Below are 16,030 nucleotides of genomic sequence, written 5' to 3' on the forward strand. Positions count from 1 at the left end.
CGCGCGACCGCCCTGGGATCAACAGGACCTGGGCTCAGCCTTCGGTCTTCGCGTTCTTCTTGGCGAGATGCTCAGCCAGCGCGGCCGGCGGCATGTATCCGTTGACGACTTCGCCATCCGGCAGGATCAGCATCGGCGTACCGCGCAGACCCAGCTCGCCGCCGAGTGCGTATTCGCGGGTGATCGGGTTTTCGCAATCGGTCTTCATGGGCTCGGGCAGCGGCGCGCCGGCCTTGGCGATCGTCAGCGCTTCCTTGCGGTCGGCCGAGCACCAGACGGCTTCGGCCTTGCGGAAGGAATCCGTGTTCGGGCCCGAACGCGGATAGAAGGCATAGCGGATCTCGATGCCGAGATTGTTGTAGTCGGCAATCTCGCGATGCAGCTTGCGGCAGTAACCGCAGTCGACATCGGTGAAGACCGTCACGACATGCGCCGGGTCGGCGCCGGCTTCCGGTGCGAACACGATCAGGTTCTCTTCGCCCAGCTCGTTGAGCTTGGCGACGCGACTTTCCTTGCGCTTGTTCTCGGTCAGGCTCTGGCCGCTGGCGAGGTCGAACAAATCGCCTTCAATCAGGTACTTGCCGTCGGCCGTGACGTACGCAAAGTTGGGGCCGTGCTGGACTTCGTAGAGGCCGTCGACATTGGTCGGACGGATGTCCGCCGTTTCCATCGCCGGCATCAGGCGGATCAGGCTGGCGCGGATGGCTTCGACGCCGCCGGGCGCGACATCCGCGCTCTTTGGCGTATCGCCATCGACGGACGGGGCACAGGCGGAAACGAGGGCGCCGAGCAGCAGCAGGGCCGAGGCGGAAAAAGCGGTGCGCAGATTCATTGCAGGTCCAACCGTGGGAAGGTGCGCATTATGACAGCACCAAGGGAAAAGGATTCCACCGCCCGCCCGATCTAACCGCGCGGATGATGCCTGGCGTGGATTTCCCGCAACCTGGCCTGGGCGACGTGGGTGTAGATCTGCGTCGTCGACAGGTCCGCGTGACCGAGCAGCGACTGCAGCACGCGCAGGTCCGCGCCATGTTCCAGCAAGTGTGTCGCAAAGGCGTGGCGCAGCGTATGCGGCGACAGCTGCACCGGAATACCCGCCCGGCCTGCGTACAATTTGATCAGGCGCCAGAAATTGTGACGGGTCATGACTTCGCCCCGCGCCGTCAGGAACAGGCCTTCGGGGCTGCTGTTACCGGCCAGTTCCGGTCGCGCATCGCTGACGTAGCGCCGCAGCCAGTCCATCGCGACCTCGCCCATCGGCACCAGCCGCTCCTTGCCGCCCTTGCCCATGACCTGGACGACGCCGGCACGCAGGTCGACGCTGGTGCGATTCAGTCCTACCAGCTCGCTGACGCGCAGGCCACTGGCATACATCAGCTCCAGCATCGCGCGATCGCGCAGGCCCAGCGCCTGAGCGATGTCCGGGGCCTCCAGCAACTGCTCGACATGCTTCTCGCTGAGCGTCTTGGGCAGACGCAAGCCCTGCTTCGGCGAATCGAGGCGGGCGGTCGGGTCGTCCTTGCGCTGATTGTCGGCCTGCAGGTAGCGGAAGAACTGGCGCAGCGCCGACAACAGCCGCGCCTGCGAGCGGGCGCTCAACTGGCGGGCGACGAAATACTCGCGGATGTCCGCCTCGCTGGCCTGCGCCAGCGCCAGCGCCCGCGGTTCCAGCCAGCGCGCGAACAAGGCCAGGTCCGATCGGTAGCTGAGCTGGGTGTTCTTCGACAGGCCGCGCTCCATCCACAGGCGGTCGAGAAAGCGTTCGATCGCCGCCTGGTCCTCGGCCGTCGGCTGCGCCGCCAGCGGCGATCCTGCGTCCGGCTTGGATGGGGTTGTGACGGTAGGCACGCGCAAAAGCTTACACGTCCTTTCCGCTCACCCCCGCAGCCGCGATAATCGGCGGATGCTCAGACGACTGCTGGACCTCAGCTACACCGGCCTCGGAATCCTGATTGCCGTCCCGGTCACGGTGCTGGTCTGCATCGCCGTCATCGTCGGGCCGACCCTGACGATCCGCCGCGAAACCGGCCGCCTCGGCGTGCGCCTGATGCTCGCCAGCATCGGCATTCCGCTGCTGGTGCGCGGCCGCCAGCATCTGCCGGCGGGCGCCAGCATCGCGGTTGCCAATCACGCGAGCTATCTCGACGGCCTGGTACTGACCGCGGCCCTGCCGCGACGCTATACCTTCGTCGTCCAGGACGGCGCCGCGAACTGGCCGCTGGTGGGCCTCACCCTGCGCCGCATGGGCGTACTGTTCGTCGATCGCGCCTCGCCGCGCAGCAGCGCCCAACTGACGCGCCAGATGATCCGGCGCCTGCACAACGGCGAGCCGCTGGCGATCTTTGCCGAAGGCACCTTCAAACCGCATCGCGGCCTGCTGCCGTTCAAGAGCGGCGCCTTCCTGATGGCGGCGCGCACCCAGGCGCCGGTGGTGCCGATCGGCATCCGCGGCACCCGCGACGTCTTCGGCGGCGGCCGCAGCGTGCTGCGGTGGGCGCCGATCACGGTCGAATTCAGTGCAGCGCTGGCGGCCGTCGACAGCGAGGGGGCGCCGCTGCTGCGCCAGCAGACCCGCGCAGCGGTGCTTGCCTTGTGCGGCGAGCCGGATACGCAGCTCGGTGTGGCGGAATCCATCGACTGATTCCGGTATCCTGCGCCGCCCGCTCCAACCCGCATCCCCATGATCCACCGCAAGCGCAGCTGGACCAATTGGTCGGGGACCGTGCACTGCGAGCCGTCGCATTGCGCTTATCCGATCAACGTCGAACAGATCCAGGCCGAGGTGCTGCGCGTCGCCGAGGAAGGCCAGCGGCTGCGCGTGATCGGTGGCGGCCACTCCTTCTCGCCGCTGTGCTGGACCGACGACAACCACCTCTCGCTTGATCGCTTCACCGGCATCGAGTCGATCGACGTCAACACGCAGCGGGTCTGGGTGCGCGCCGGCACGCGCCTGCGCCGGCTTGCCGAGGCGCTCGGCGATCGCCGTCTCGCGCTGATCAACGCACCGGACAACGACCAGCTTTCGCTGGCCGGTGCTCTGGCAACCGCGAGCCATGGCAGCGGCGCCGCGTTCGGCAGTCTCGCCGCGCAGGTCACCGGCCTGCGCATGGTCTGCGCCGCCGGCTCGCAGCGCAGCCTCAGCGCGACCAGCGATCCGGACGACTTCCATGCAGCGGTCGTCTCGCTCGGCGCACTCGGTGTCATCACGCACGTCGAGCTGCAATGCGTCGAGGACTACCGCCTGCACGTCGCCCACCATGTCGCGACGCTCGCTGAAACCCTCAACGACCTCGATCGCTGGCGCGCGGAGTACCGCAATCTCGAGCTGTTCTGGTATCCGCACACCGACACCGTCATCGTCCGTCACGCCTCGCTGACCGACGCGATGCCGTCGACCCTGTCGCCGCTGCGCAATGCCGCTCGCGCGGGCCTCGATCGCGCCGTCTTCCGAACCCTGGCGCGCACCGCGCAGCGCGCGCCGATGCTGTCGGAACGCCTTGGCCGGCTCGCCGTGCGCCAGGTCTCCAATCGCAGCAGCATCCACAGCGCGCGCGATGCCTACGCGCTGCGTCAGCGCAATCGCTTCCAGCAGCTCGAGTACGCGCTGCCGCGAGCCAGCCTCAAGCCCGCGCTGCGCTCGCTGGAGCGCGTCGTCCGCGCGCTCGACATCCGCGTGCACTTCCCGCTGGAAATCCGCTTCGTCGCGAAGGACAACTTCTGGCTGTCGCCGTTCTACCAGCGCGACAGCGTCTGCATTTCGGTGCCGGCATATACCGACACTTCGTTCGAGAACTATTACGCGCTGATCGCCGAGTTGATGGAGCGCCACGACGGCCGCCCGCACTGGGGCATGGTTCACGAGCTGAATGCCGAACAGTTGCGGCCGCTGTATCCGCGCTTCGACGATTTCCGCGCCGTGCGCCGCAAGTGCGATCCGCGCGGCGTCTTCCTCAATCCGCATCTCGCCGCGTTGCTCGGCGAGCCGATGCGCTGATGATCCAGCACTGAGATGCAGAAGCTGAGCCCAGCCGAACGCTACGAACGCGATCTGCAACGCGAGGACTTCAGTCGCGATCCGGCGCAGGCCGCTGCCGTCGCCGCGCTGCAGCAGGTCTACAGCGAGCTGAGGGAACGCAAACCCAAGCGCCTGTTCGGCCTCGGTCGCGGCGAGTGGCCGGCCGTCAACGGACTGTATCTGTGGGGCGGCGTCGGTCGCGGCAAGACCTACCTGATGGACGCGTTCTACGAATCGTTGCCGTTCTCGCGCAAGCTGCGCACGCACTTCCACCGCTTCATGCTCGACGTGCACGAGCGTCGCAAGAAGTATCCGGACGAGCAGGACCCGCTGAAGCTGGTCGCCGCCGAGTACGCCAGGGAAGTCCGCGTGCTGTGCTTCGACGAGTTCTATGTGTCAGACATCGCCGACGCGATGATTCTCGGCCGCCTGTTCGAAACCCTGTTCGATCTCGGCGTCACGCTGGTCGCGACCAGCAACATCCCGCCGGACCGCCTCTACGAGAACGGCCTGCAGCGCGCCAACTTCCTACCGTTCATCAAGATCCTCAAGCAGCATGTCGGCGTGCTCAATGTCGACGGCGGAGTCGACTACCGGCTGCGCACGCTGACCCATGCGGACATCTATCACAGCCCCTGCGATGCCGCGGCGGAAACGCGCCTGCAGACCTGGTTCACGCAGATCGCGCCGGACAAGGGCAAGGCCAATCAGGACATGACCGTCCACGGCCGCACGATTCACAGCCGCCGCCTCGCGGACGGCGTGGTCTGGTTCGACTTCAACCAGCTCTGCGAAGGCCCGCGCAGCGCCGCCGACTACATCGAACTGGCGCGCACCCATCAGACCGTGCTGCTGTCGCGCGTGCCGCAGCTGACCGCCTTTCATGAAGACGCCGCGCGGCGCTTCATCAATCTGGTCGACGAGTTCTACGATCGCGGGGTCAAGCTGATCATCGCCGCCGACGTACCGCGCGAAGATTTGTATATCGGCGAGAAGCTGAAGTTCGAAATCCAGCGCACGCATTCGCGCCTGATCGAGATGCAGTCGCAGGAGTATCTGGCGCGACCGCACCTGCCCTGATCGTCTCGATCAGGGCATGCCGATCTGCGGCGCCGCCTCCGCAGCCGGCAACGGTGCGTCGGCGAAGATGTCGCGATACATCCAGTAGTACGAGGCCATCAGCACCGGCCCGGCAACCAGCCAGCCGAGCAGGAATGGAATGGCCGCGACCATCATGATCAGCAGCGCGAACAGGCCCCACAGGCTGAGCACCCACATGTTGCGCCAGCAGGCGGCAAAGCTGAGCTTGAGGCTGTCGACCGGATCGACGCGCGCCAGCATGACCAGCGGTGCGGCAAACCACAGCGCCATCGCGACCGGCAGCAACAGCAGCAGGATCACCAGGCCGCCGATCACGATGCCGGCACCCATCTGCTCGAACTCGGTGTCGACGCCGGCTGCCAGCGTCGCGATGCTGCCGAAACCGAACAGCAAGGCCACCAGCACGACCGCGACGATCGCCACGATGCCAAGCACGCCGAGGATGATCAGCGCGGCGAGACGATCGCTCTTGAAGGCGAGAAACAGGTCTTCGATGCGCAAGGTCTCGCCGCGCTCGACGCGCAGGCAACCGAGGAAGATCCCCGCCGTGAAAACCGGACCGAGCAGATTGCTCGCGAGGCTGCCGAGCAGCGGCACACTGCCGAGCACGGCGAGCAACAGCACCCAGACGACAACAAGGCCGATCCAGGTTCCGGGCGACTGCTTGAACATCGTCCAGCCCTCGCCGATCCACTCGCTGCCGCGCCCCAGGGCGGCCTGCCTGATGCTGTTCTGATCCACGTTACCCCCGCCGATGCCGTTCGAAACTCAAAGCTGCCGCAGCTTGCGCAGCTCCCTGATGCCTACCGCCAGCGTCATGAAATCCTGCGCGCCGACCGTCTGCAACTCCTGCAGGCGCTGCATGCCGAAGCGGATCTTCGCCTCGTTGCTGGCGATCCACGCATCGATGCGCGCCTCCGGAGAATTGCCGGGCTGACGCAGGATGCGCTCCGCCAGCTGACGGTGCAATCGATAGCAATCCTCGCGCAGGTTCGATCGCGCGAGTGCCTGCCATTTGTTGTTGACGCTGAAGCCGATGATCGACGACAGCAGCCACAGGATGCGCAGGCGATCGCCGATCTGGAAGTACACGCCGGCGGCTTCGCCGAGGCTCACCTGCGCTTTCGCCGCAAGCTCGATGATGTCCGGCGCGCTGCCAAGCACCATCGTGTTGGCCAGCTGATGGGCGACCTCGACCGGCACGCCATCGGCCACCATGCTCTCGACCGCCTTGTCCCAGTCGGCGCGATAACTTCCCGGCAGTCCCGCGGGCAGCTGCGCGGCAAGCGCGGCGATGCCGGCATCGAAGGTCGCGATGGCTTCGGCCATCGGTCGCGCGCTCCACTGGTAGTTCAGCAGCCAGGTCGTCGCGTGCTTCATCAGGCCAATCGCGCGACCGAAAAGGCGTAGCTGGGTGGTTGCCGGAACCTGCGCGTCGAGTGCCTGGATCGGCAGCCAGTAGCGGTCGCCGTCGAACATCTCATGGGCAATCGCATAAGCCTTGACGACCTCGGCGCGCGGCACGCCGTGATCCTCGGCAAATCGATGCGCAAAAGCGAAGCCCATGCGATTGACGACTGCGTTGGAGAGAATCGTCGCGACGATCTCGCGGCGCAGGCGATGCTTGAGCAGCGCATCCCGATACTGTTCGACCATCCGCGGCGGAAAATAGTTGAGCAGGTCGCGGTCGAAGAACGGATCGTCCGGTACTTCCGAAGCGATCGTCGACTCGAACAGCGAAATCTTGCCGTAGGACAGCAACACCGAAAGCTCCGGCCGCGTCAGGCCCTGGCCCGCGGCGCGACGCTCCTTCAATCCCTCGTCATCCGGCAGGAATTCAACGGCGCGCACCAGCATGCCGTCGCGCTCCAGCGTGCGAATCAGATTGCTGTGCTCGTCGATCCGCGCGGCGGAGTCGCGATCGAGCAGAGAGACCGCAAGGCTCTGTACGTAGCTGTCCTGCAGCACGTCGCGGACGATGTCTGGCGTCATCTCCGCGAGGAAAGGATCGCGCACCTCGCGCGTCAGCCCGCCTTCGCGCATCAGCTGGTTGAGCGGGATCTTGATGTTGACCTCGCGATCCGAGCTGTGGACGCCGCCGGCGTTGTCGATGAAGTCGGTATTGAGGCGGATGCCATTGAGCGCGGCTTCGACGCGGCCCAGCTGCGTCGTACCCAGGTTGCCACCCTCGCCGACCACCTTGCAGCGCAGGTCGCGGCCGTTGACGCGAATCGCATCGTTGGCGCGATCGCCGCATTCCTGATGCGACTGATGATGACCCTTGATGTACGTGCCGATGCCGCCGTTCCACAGCAGGTCGACCGGCGCCAGCAGAATCGCGCGCAGCAGTTCGTTCGGCGTCAGCGAGGCGCGGTTGATGCCCAAAGCCTGCTGTGCCTCGGCGGACAGCTTGATGAGCTTCGCCGAGCGCGGGTACACGCCGCCGCCGGCGGAGATCAACGACTTGTCGTAATCGTCCCAGCTCGATCGCGGCAGCGCGAACATGCGCTCGCGCTCGGCGAGGCTGCGCGCGGCATCAGGCGTCGGATCGATGAAGATGTGCCGATGGTCGAAGGCCGCGAGCAGATGAATCTGCGGCGACAGCAGCATGCCGTTGCCGAAGACGTCGCCAGACATGTCGCCGACACCGACGACCGTGAACGGCACGGTCTGGATGTCCTTGCCGATACGGGAGACGCCCGCGGCATCGGTCCACGACACTTCGCGGAAATGACGCTTGACGCTCTCCCAGGCACCCCGTGCGGTGATGCCCATCTTCTTGTGGTCGTAACCCGCCGAGCCACCGGACGCGAAACCGTCACCCAGCCAGAAGCCGTACTCGGCAGCGAGGGTGTTGGCGATGTCGGAGAACGTCGCGGTGCCCTTGTCGGCGGCAACGACAAGATAGGGATCGTCTTCGTCGTAACGCACGACGGCCACCGGCGAAACGATGTCGTCGCCGACGCGGTTGTCGGTGATGTCGAGCAGGCCACGCAGGAAGATGCGATAGCAATCGACGCCCTGCTTGAGCCACAGGTCGCGATTGCTCGGATCGCCCTGCTTGACGACGAAGCCGCCCTTGGCGCCGACCGGCACGATGATCGCGTTCTTGACCATCTGCGCCTTCATCAGGCCCAGCACCTCGGTGCGGAAATCCTGCCGGCGGTCGGACCAGCGCAAGCCACCGCGCGCGACCTTGCCGCCGCGCAGATGAATGCCCTCGACTTCCGGCGCGTAGACGAAGACCTCGAACATCGGCAGCGGTGCCGGCAGGTCCGGCACCAGGCGCGAATTCAGCTTGACGCTGACGTAATGCTTGGGCGTGCCGTCTGCGTTCGGCTGGAAGTAGTTGGTGCGCAGCGCCGCGCGCACCACCGCCGTGTAGGCGCGCAGCACGCGATCACCATCGAGCGTCGCGACCTGATCCAGCAGATGGTCGAGCGCGTGGCTGATGCGCAGCACTTCCGATTCGCGACGGTCCGCGTTGTCGATCTGCGGATCGAAGCGCGTCTCGAACAGCTCGACCAGCAGGCGCGCGATCGGCGCATGCTCGGCGAGTAGACGCTCCATGTAGTCCTGGCTGAACGGCAGGCCGGTCTGGATCAGGTACTTCGTCAGCGTGCGCAGGCAGACGACTTGGCGCGCTTCGACGCCGGCGAGCAGCACCAGCCGGTTCAAGCCGTCGTTCTCGGTACGACCGGACCAGGTGCCGAGGAACGCCGCCTCGAAGTAGCTGCGCTGCTGCGTCGCGTCGAGCGCGCAGTCGCCACTGACCTGGATCTGGAATTCCTGGATCCACAGCGGATCGCTCTCGGCGACCTCGATCTTCGTCGGATCCTGCCAGATCACGCGCAGACCGAAATTCTCCAGCGCCGGCAGCACGTCGGACAACGGCAATGGCCGCTTCCAGCAATACAGCTTGAGTGCCGTCGGGCAGACTTTTCCGGTTGCGCTACCATCGACCAGCAGTCGCGGCAGCACCGGCGTCTCGGCGCTCAGCTGCGAGAGGAAATGCAGATCCGTCGCCGCTTCCAGCGGCGTCGCGGTTTCCTGATACGACAGCGGAAATCCATCGAGCAGGGCGTAGACGCGACCGCCCGGCGTGACGCGCTTCTGCAACACATCGCGTAGCTGGTCGCGCCAGCTGCGCGTTGCGGCCTGCAAGCGCGCCTCGACTTCGTTGGTGCTGAGCGGGATCGTCGTGCCCGGCGGCGTGCGCACGATGTAATGGATGCGCGCAATGCTCTGGCGCAGGAACTCGGTATTGCGATCGATGCCGCTGCTGTTGAAGATGTTGCCGAGTTCGTTGGCGATGCGGATCGCCAGCTCGCGCGAATAGCGATCGCGCGGCAGATAGACCATGCACGAATAGAAGCGCCCGTAACGATCGCGGCGCATGAACAGGCGCAGCTGATGGCGGTCGCGCAGCGCGCGGATGCCGGTGCAGACCTCGAACAGCTCGTCCTCGCTGGACTGGAACAGTTCGTCGCGCGGCAGCTGGTGGAGGATCTCGCGCAGGTTCTTGCCGGAGTGCGAGTCCTCGCGTAAACGCGAGCGCTGCATGACGTACTCGGCCTTGCGCCGGATCAGCGGGATGTTGCGGGGGCGCTCGATGTAGGCCTCGGACGAAAACAAGCCGATGAAGCGGCAGACGCCGCGCACGCTGCCGTCCGGGTGGAAGCGACGCACCGAAATGACGTCGATGTATTCCGGATGATGGATCGTCGAACGATAGTTGGCCTTGGTGACGACGATCAGCCGGGTCGACTCGCTGTACTTGTCGAGTTCCTGCGGCGGTGCGATCAGCTGATCCGGATCGTTGTAGCGGCCGCCGCTGCGCGCAAGGCCCAGCGAAGCTTCGGGAATCGTCACGAAGCGCGTGCGCCCCTGCCCGCTGACGGCCGCGGTTTCGGCGACGCCGAGAAACGTGAAATGACCGTCGTCGAGCCATTGCAGAAAGCTCTGCGCCTCGGCGATTTCATCCGCCGGTGCGCCGGTCGGCGTGGTCTTGAACGCCGCGGAGACTTCCAGCAGGCGCTCGCGCATCGCGCCGAAGTCGCTGACGGCGGCGCGCAAGTCCTGCGCGACCTGGCGCAGGTCGGCTTCCAGCGTCGCGTACGCCGCGTCGTTGCGCAGCGGCTCGAACTCCAGATGGATCAGCGATTCGGTGGACTCCGCGCCACCCGCAGTCGCCGGCCGCACCTGCAGCAGCGTGCCCTGCGTGTCGCGGCGCATGCCGAGCACCGGATGCACGGTCCAGTCGATCGAACTGCCGGCCGCGCGCACCGCCATGCTCATCGAGTCGACGAGGAAAGGCATGTCATCGAAGACGCTGTCCAGCGTCGCCAGGCTGCGGCCATCCGCCGTCGGGGGCTGCAGCCGCAACGACAGTTCGCCGGCGCTGCGCTTCTGGGCGAGCAACCAATGTTCGTGGCAGGTCGTGAACAGCGCCTCGGCCGAGCGCATGCGCAGCGCATCGGTCGACGACATCTCGTAGTAGTGCCTCAGGAAGCTGCGAAACGCGGCGCGCTGGCCCGCATCCACGCGCGTCTCGGCGATGGCTTCCACCTGGGCCAGCAGCAGATCCTGCTCCTGGTTCGACTGAGATCCCATGGACTGTTCTCCTCATCGAAGCGATGCGGTCGGTGCCCGCACTCTGAGCCGCAGTATAACCGCGCCCTCCGTGGCTGACCTCCGGACAAACCCCTGATTTCAGAGACTTACAATCGCAACAATGTGCGTTGCAGCACGCTGGATGAGATCGGAAGCCCGGATCAGAAGTCGAGATCCAGGGCGCCGCAAAGCCAGTCCAGCATCGGCTCCAGCAAGCGGTAGCGCAGCATCAACTGCTTGAGCAGGTCGGGTGACAGTACGGTTTCGTCGTCCAGCGGCGCCGAGGCGATGAAGTCCTTGCGGCGCAGATCGTCGATCAGCTCATGCGTCGCGTCGTAGCCGCGCGGCGGCCGCGCGAGGGAGTCACCGCCGAGCTCGAAGTACTTCAGCATCTTCGGATCGCGCGTCGCCTTCTTCCAGCTCACCGGATTGCTGAGCATGTAGTCGCGCACGCGCTTCACGCTGGGCGGTTGCGGATGCCAGATGCCCCCGCCGAGAAAACACGCGCCCGGCTCCAGATGTAGATACAGACCGGGCGCGTCGAGCCGCCCCGGCGATGCATTGCCGGCTTCGCCGCGCGCTGTTTCCTTCGTTGCCGCATGCGCGAAGTACATGCCGGCATGCGTCTTGTACGGCGTCTTGTCGTTGGAAAAGCGCGTATCGCGATGGATGCGGAACAGCGAGCCGCCGACCGTTTTCGGATTGGCGATCAGCTGCGGGCTGATGCCATGCAAAGGTTCGATCAGATCAGTGATCAGGCGCTGACAGGGCTGCCGGACCTCGGCCTCGTAACGCGGCTTGTTGGCGAGAAACCATTCGCGTGAATTGTTCTTTTTCAGGTCCCGAAGGAACTTGAACAGGCTCTTGTCGAAATGCGCTTGCTTGGCCATGACGCTCCGGGAATGGCGAACAGATGCAGCCTCGGTCGAGGCATGAATTCTTAGCACAATCAGCGCCTGCCAACAGGTAGCGCCCGGCGCTGCGAAAGCTGGCACTATTCAGTCCCCCCGACTGCTGATGCCGCCATGCCTGTTCCGGATTCCGCGATCACCTGCGTTCAGCCCGCCCTATGGCAGCCGTTCCGCTGGTGCACTGCAGCATGAGCGCGCAGCACTGGGTTGAGTCCGCCGGCATCCGCCTCGCCGCCCGCAGCTGGGGCACCCCGGACAAACCCACGGTCATCCTCGTTCACGGCTATCCGGATTGCAGTCATGTCTGGGATGCCGTCGCCCAACAGCTGTCGCGTGAATTTCATGTCATCACCTACGACGTCCGCGGCAGCGGCGAATCGGATGTTCCCAAGGCGCAGAGTGACTACGCGCTCGCCCAGCTGGCGGCGGACACCCTGGCGGTGGCCGACGCGCTGGCGCCGGGCAAACCCTTTCATCTGGTCGGCCACGATTGGGGCTCGATCCAGTCCTGGGAAACCGTGACGACGCCGGAGCTGCAGACGCGCATCGCGTCGTACAGCAGCATCTCCGGCCCCGGCCTGGATCACGTCGCGCACTGGCTGCAGGCCGAGCATTCCAGCGCCGGCTCGCGCCTGTGGCGGCGCCTGACCCAGCTGCGTCAGTCCTGGTACATCGCCGTATTTCATCTGCCCGGCGCACCGCTGGCCTGGAACCTCGGCGCTGCGCGCTACTGGCCGCAGCATCTGCGCCGTACCGAAGGCCTGCGCGTGGCGCCGAGCCCCACGCAGCTCAAGGACGGCCGCAACGGCATCAACCTGTATCGGCAGAACGTGCTGCCCTGCATGCGCAATCCGCGCGAGCGCTTCGCGACGATGCCGGTACAGCTGATCGTCGCGCTGCGCGATGCGTATGTGCGCCCCGCACTGTTCGAGGGCCTGACCCGCTGGGCACCGCGGCTGTGGCGCCGCGACATCGACAGCACGCACTGGTTGCCGCTGCTGGAACCCGTGCTGGTTGCCGATCATATCGGCGAGTTCGTCCGCTTCGTCGAGAGCGGCACGGAATCCGCCGCACTTCGCGATGCGCGCGTGGTCGAAGCCTGAACCGAACGGCTGTCGAATGAGCTCGCAACCACCCATCCCTGAAACGCCGGACACCACGCGGCTGGCGAACGAGGTGTTTGCGCACAAGTTCTTCGCGCCGCCGGCGTTTCCCGGCACGGTGCGGCGCGATGAGCTGCTGACCCGCCTGCTGCGCGATCCCGCCTATGGCGTCATCGTCGTCCAGGCGCCGGCCGGTCACGGCAAGTCGACGCTGCTGCAGCAGGCCAAGGCCGCCAGCGAAGCCAGCGGCGCACTGACCGGCTGGATGTCGTTCGACGAATCCGACAACGACCTGCGGCGCTTCACCGCACATCTCAGCGCACTGATCCGCGGCTTCGGCAGCGAAGCACGCGAGCGCCAGGCGCCGTCGAGCATCCGCCGTCGCCTGTCGGATTGGGTCGCCAGCACGCTGGTGCAGCTGAACCGGCCGGTGTGGCTGTTCTTCGACGAGTTCCAGACCCTGCGCAGCCCCGAAGTGCTCGGCATGTTTCGCGATCTGCTCGAACGCATTCCGGAGAACGTCACGCTGATGATCGGCACCCGCGCGATGCCGGAAATTGGTCTCGCGCGCCTGGTCGTCAACAACCAGGCCTTGGTGCTGCGCGCCGACGAACTGCGCTTCTCGCCCGAAGAGGCGGAGACCTTCTTCCGCCAGGCCAAGGACCTCAGCGTCAGCCGCAACGAGCTCGACACGATCTACCGCCAGACCGAAGGCTGGCCGGCGGCGATGCAGCTGTTCCGCCTCAGCCTCGCCAGTCCGGCCGTGCGCAAGTCGCTGGGTGATCTCAAGGCCTCGCGCCCACGTGAGCTCGCCGAGTATCTCGCCGACAACGTGCTGACGCTGCAGACGCCGCGCATCCAGGAGTTCTTGCGCCGCACCTCGGTGCTGACGCGCCTGTCCGCCGCGCTGTGCGATCACGTCACCGGCTGGCAGGACTCGCAAAGCATTCTGCTGTTCCTCGAGCGCTCCGGGCTGTTCCTGCGCTGCCTCGACTCCGACCTGTGCTGGTTCCGCTATCACACGCTGTTCTCGTCGTTCCTCGCCGAGCAGCTGCGCATGGAATCCGAGGACAGCGCGATCGAAGTGCACTCGCGCGCCGCCGAATGGTTCGAGCGGCACGGCATGTTCGAGGATGCGGTGCATCACGCCATCGCCGCCAACAATCACGCGCAGGCCGCGGACACGATGAGCCGCTGGGCGGATCGCCTGATCCTCGACGCCGAGCTGACGACCGTCGAGCGCTGGTCCGACGCGCTGCCGCTCGACGAGATCGAGAAGCGCCCTGAGCTGGCGGTGAAGATCTGCTGGGCGCTGGTGTTCCTGCGGCGCATGCACAAGGTCAAACCGATCCTCGACGCACTCGCGGCGCAGGAGCCCAACCGCTGCGATACCGATGTCGTGCTGACGATGCGCGCGTTGATGAACGACGAGATGGTCGAAAGCTTCGAGCGCGTGCAGCGGATCTCCTTCCTCGACGAGAAGCCCACCGGTTTCCGCGCCTTCGAACTCGGTGCCGCCGCCAACGCCAGCGGCTTCCGCGCGATCTGCAGCGGCGAATACGACACCGCGCGCGCGCACCTCGCACTGGCACGCTCGTTCAGCCAGAGCGGCGATGCCGCGTTCAGCGGCGGCTACACCGTCGCGGTCGTCGGCATGAACCTGACAACTCAGGGCAAGCTCGATCAGGCACTGGAGCAGTACCGCAGCGGCCTCGCCGAGCAGCATCTCGATCTGGAAAAGTCCTTCGCCTCGGCCGCGCTGGTCGCCTGCTACGTGCAGGCCCTCTACGAAAGCAATGCGCTGGAACATGCCGAAGCGATGTTCCGCCAGTTCCACGATGTCATCGTCAACGGCGTGCTGCTCGACTTCCTGGCGCTCGGCTACATCTCGATGATTCGCACGCAGGACGTGTTCGGCAATCCGGCGCGCGCCGAAGACCTGCTCGCGGAAGCCGATGACATCGCCTACACCGCGAACTGGCCGCGCCTGACCCGGCTGCTCGCCTGGGAGCGCGTGCGCCGCCTGCTGATGAGCGGCGACACCTCACGCGCGCAGGCCATCGCCAGCCGCATTCCGAAGACCGCGCCGCCGGATCTGCCGGAAGGCACCTCGCTGTACTCGGAGATCTTCGAGGGCGAGAGCATCGGCCGCCTTCGCCTGGCGATCCACAGCGGCCAGACCGATGCCGCGCTCGCGCAGCTGTCCGACGAACTCTCGCTTGCCCAGCGCAAGGGCCGCATCTACCGCCTGATCCGCCTGCTGGTGCTCGACGCCATCCTGCAAAGACGGCGCAGCAACGACAACCAGGCGCATCGCAGCATGCGCCGCGCGCTGCAGCTGGCGCTGCCCGGCGGCGTCTTCCGTCTGTTCCTCGACGAAGGCAAGGACGTCATCCCGCTGCTGCGCGAAGCCTACGCCGCACTCGGCACGGACAGTGCCGAAGCCGGCGACGAAAGCGCCGAGCCGCTGCGCGGTTTCATCACGCGCCTGCTCGAAGCCGCCGGTGAACAAGGCATCTCGACGACCCGCGGCGGCGACAACGCCTTCCAGCCGCTCGAAGCGCTGACCGAGCGCGAACGCGAAATCCTCGTCTATCTCGGCAACGGCGTTTCAAACAAGGAAATGGCGCGGCGCCTGTTCGTTTCCGAGAACACGATCAAGTTCCATCTGAAGAACGTCTACTCGAAACTCGGCGTCAGCAGCCGTCTGCAGGCCATCAACGCAGCGCGGCAGATGGGCATCCTCGTCTAGCAATCGCCACGCGCAGCGCGTTCACGATGCGCGCCGTGAGAACCATGCGTGGATCACTACTGCCGCAGAATCTTCTCCATCGCCTTGCCCTTCGCCAGCTCGTCGATCAGCTTGTCCAGATAGCGGATCTTCTGCATCAGCGGATCTTCAACCTCCTCGACGCGAACACCGCAGACCAGACCCTTGATGAGCGAAGCGTTCGGATGCATCTTCGGAGCCTGCGCAAAGAAGGTCTCGAAATCGTTTTCCTGCTTGATCTGCCGCTGCAGCCCCGCCTGGTCATAGCCGGTCAGCCAGCAAATCACCTGATCGACCTCCGCCTTCGTGCGGTTCTTGCGCTCCGCCTTCTGCACGTACATCGGATAGACCTTCGCGAACGCGGTTCCGAAAATGCGATGCCCGGGCATCGTCTTTCCTCCTGTGGAGACGACGTCCCCCCGCATTTGAGTAGCAAAACAGTTTGGAGTCCAATCCCATGAGCAAGGAGATTGGACGTGAAGAAGCGATATACGGAAGAGCAGATCATTGGCTTTCT

General features: G+C 65.7%; 11 protein-coding genes. 5 read left to right on the plus strand and 6 right to left on the minus strand.

Annotated elements, in window-relative coordinates:
- Positions 1 to 34 precede the first annotated feature (34 nt).
- Positions 35 to 832, minus strand: a complete 798-nt coding sequence (locus AC3WUF_RS15490; RefSeq protein WP_492427156.1) for a DsbC family protein — start codon at positions 830 to 832, stop codon at positions 35 to 37.
- 71 nt (positions 833 to 903) lie between these two features.
- A complete protein-coding gene (gene xerD / locus AC3WUF_RS15495) occupies positions 904 to 1,854 on the minus strand; it encodes a site-specific tyrosine recombinase XerD (RefSeq protein ID WP_492427158.1) in 951 nt (316 codons plus the stop codon).
- Positions 1,855 to 1,903: 49 nt separating this feature from the next.
- On the opposite strand from xerD, the gene AC3WUF_RS15500 reads away from it, so the two are divergent.
- Genes AC3WUF_RS15500 through zapE form a run of 3 tightly spaced genes read left to right on the plus strand, consistent with a single transcriptional unit; the run spans position 1,904 to position 5,095 of the window.
- Positions 1,904 to 2,641 carry a lysophospholipid acyltransferase family protein gene (locus tag AC3WUF_RS15500; protein WP_492427160.1) on the plus strand — a complete coding sequence of 246 codons (738 nt, stop codon included), beginning with the start codon at positions 1,904 to 1,906 and terminating at the stop codon, positions 2,639 to 2,641.
- 39 nt (positions 2,642 to 2,680) lie between these two features.
- Complete coding sequence (locus AC3WUF_RS15505; protein ID WP_492427162.1) at positions 2,681 to 3,994, plus strand: D-arabinono-1,4-lactone oxidase; 1,314 nt, start codon at positions 2,681 to 2,683, stop codon at positions 3,992 to 3,994.
- Between the two features lie 15 nt (positions 3,995 to 4,009).
- Positions 4,010 to 5,095 (plus strand): cell division protein ZapE, encoded by a 1,086-nt coding sequence (gene zapE, locus AC3WUF_RS15510; RefSeq protein ID WP_492427164.1) that lies wholly within the window; start codon positions 4,010 to 4,012, stop codon positions 5,093 to 5,095.
- A gap of 9 nt (positions 5,096 to 5,104) precedes the next feature.
- Here zapE and AC3WUF_RS15515 read toward each other — a convergent pair whose 3' ends face one another.
- The 3 genes from AC3WUF_RS15515 to AC3WUF_RS15525 form a co-directional block, all read right to left on the minus strand.
- Complete coding sequence (locus AC3WUF_RS15515; RefSeq protein WP_492427166.1) at positions 5,105 to 5,857, minus strand: BPSS1780 family membrane protein; 753 nt, start codon at positions 5,855 to 5,857, stop codon at positions 5,105 to 5,107.
- A 27-nt stretch (positions 5,858 to 5,884) separates the two neighbouring features.
- The gene (locus AC3WUF_RS15520; protein WP_492427168.1) at positions 5,885 to 10,729 is read right to left on the minus strand and encodes an NAD-glutamate dehydrogenase; all 4,845 of its coding nucleotides are present in this window, start codon (positions 10,727 to 10,729) and stop codon (positions 5,885 to 5,887) included.
- A gap of 161 nt (positions 10,730 to 10,890) precedes the next feature.
- The gene (locus tag AC3WUF_RS15525; RefSeq protein ID WP_492427170.1) at positions 10,891 to 11,619 is read right to left on the minus strand and encodes a DUF2461 domain-containing protein; all 729 of its coding nucleotides are present in this window, start codon (positions 11,617 to 11,619) and stop codon (positions 10,891 to 10,893) included.
- Between the two features lie 179 nt (positions 11,620 to 11,798).
- On the opposite strand from AC3WUF_RS15525, the gene AC3WUF_RS15530 reads away from it, so the two are divergent.
- Positions 11,799 to 12,743, plus strand: a complete 945-nt coding sequence (locus AC3WUF_RS15530) for an alpha/beta fold hydrolase (protein ID WP_492427172.1) — start codon at positions 11,799 to 11,801, stop codon at positions 12,741 to 12,743.
- Between the two features lie 16 nt (positions 12,744 to 12,759).
- A complete protein-coding gene (locus AC3WUF_RS15535; protein ID WP_492427174.1) occupies positions 12,760 to 15,495 on the plus strand; it encodes a winged helix-turn-helix domain-containing protein in 2,736 nt (911 codons plus the stop codon).
- A gap of 56 nt (positions 15,496 to 15,551) precedes the next feature.
- Here the strand turns inward: AC3WUF_RS15535 and AC3WUF_RS15540 are convergent, their stop codons facing one another.
- Entirely contained in the window at positions 15,552 to 15,902 is a 351-nt protein-coding gene (locus tag AC3WUF_RS15540) for a DUF2200 domain-containing protein (RefSeq protein ID WP_492427206.1), read from the minus strand.
- Positions 15,903 to 16,030 lie beyond the last annotated feature (128 nt).

The organism is Fontimonas sp. FW305-C-3, from assembly GCF_058783185.1.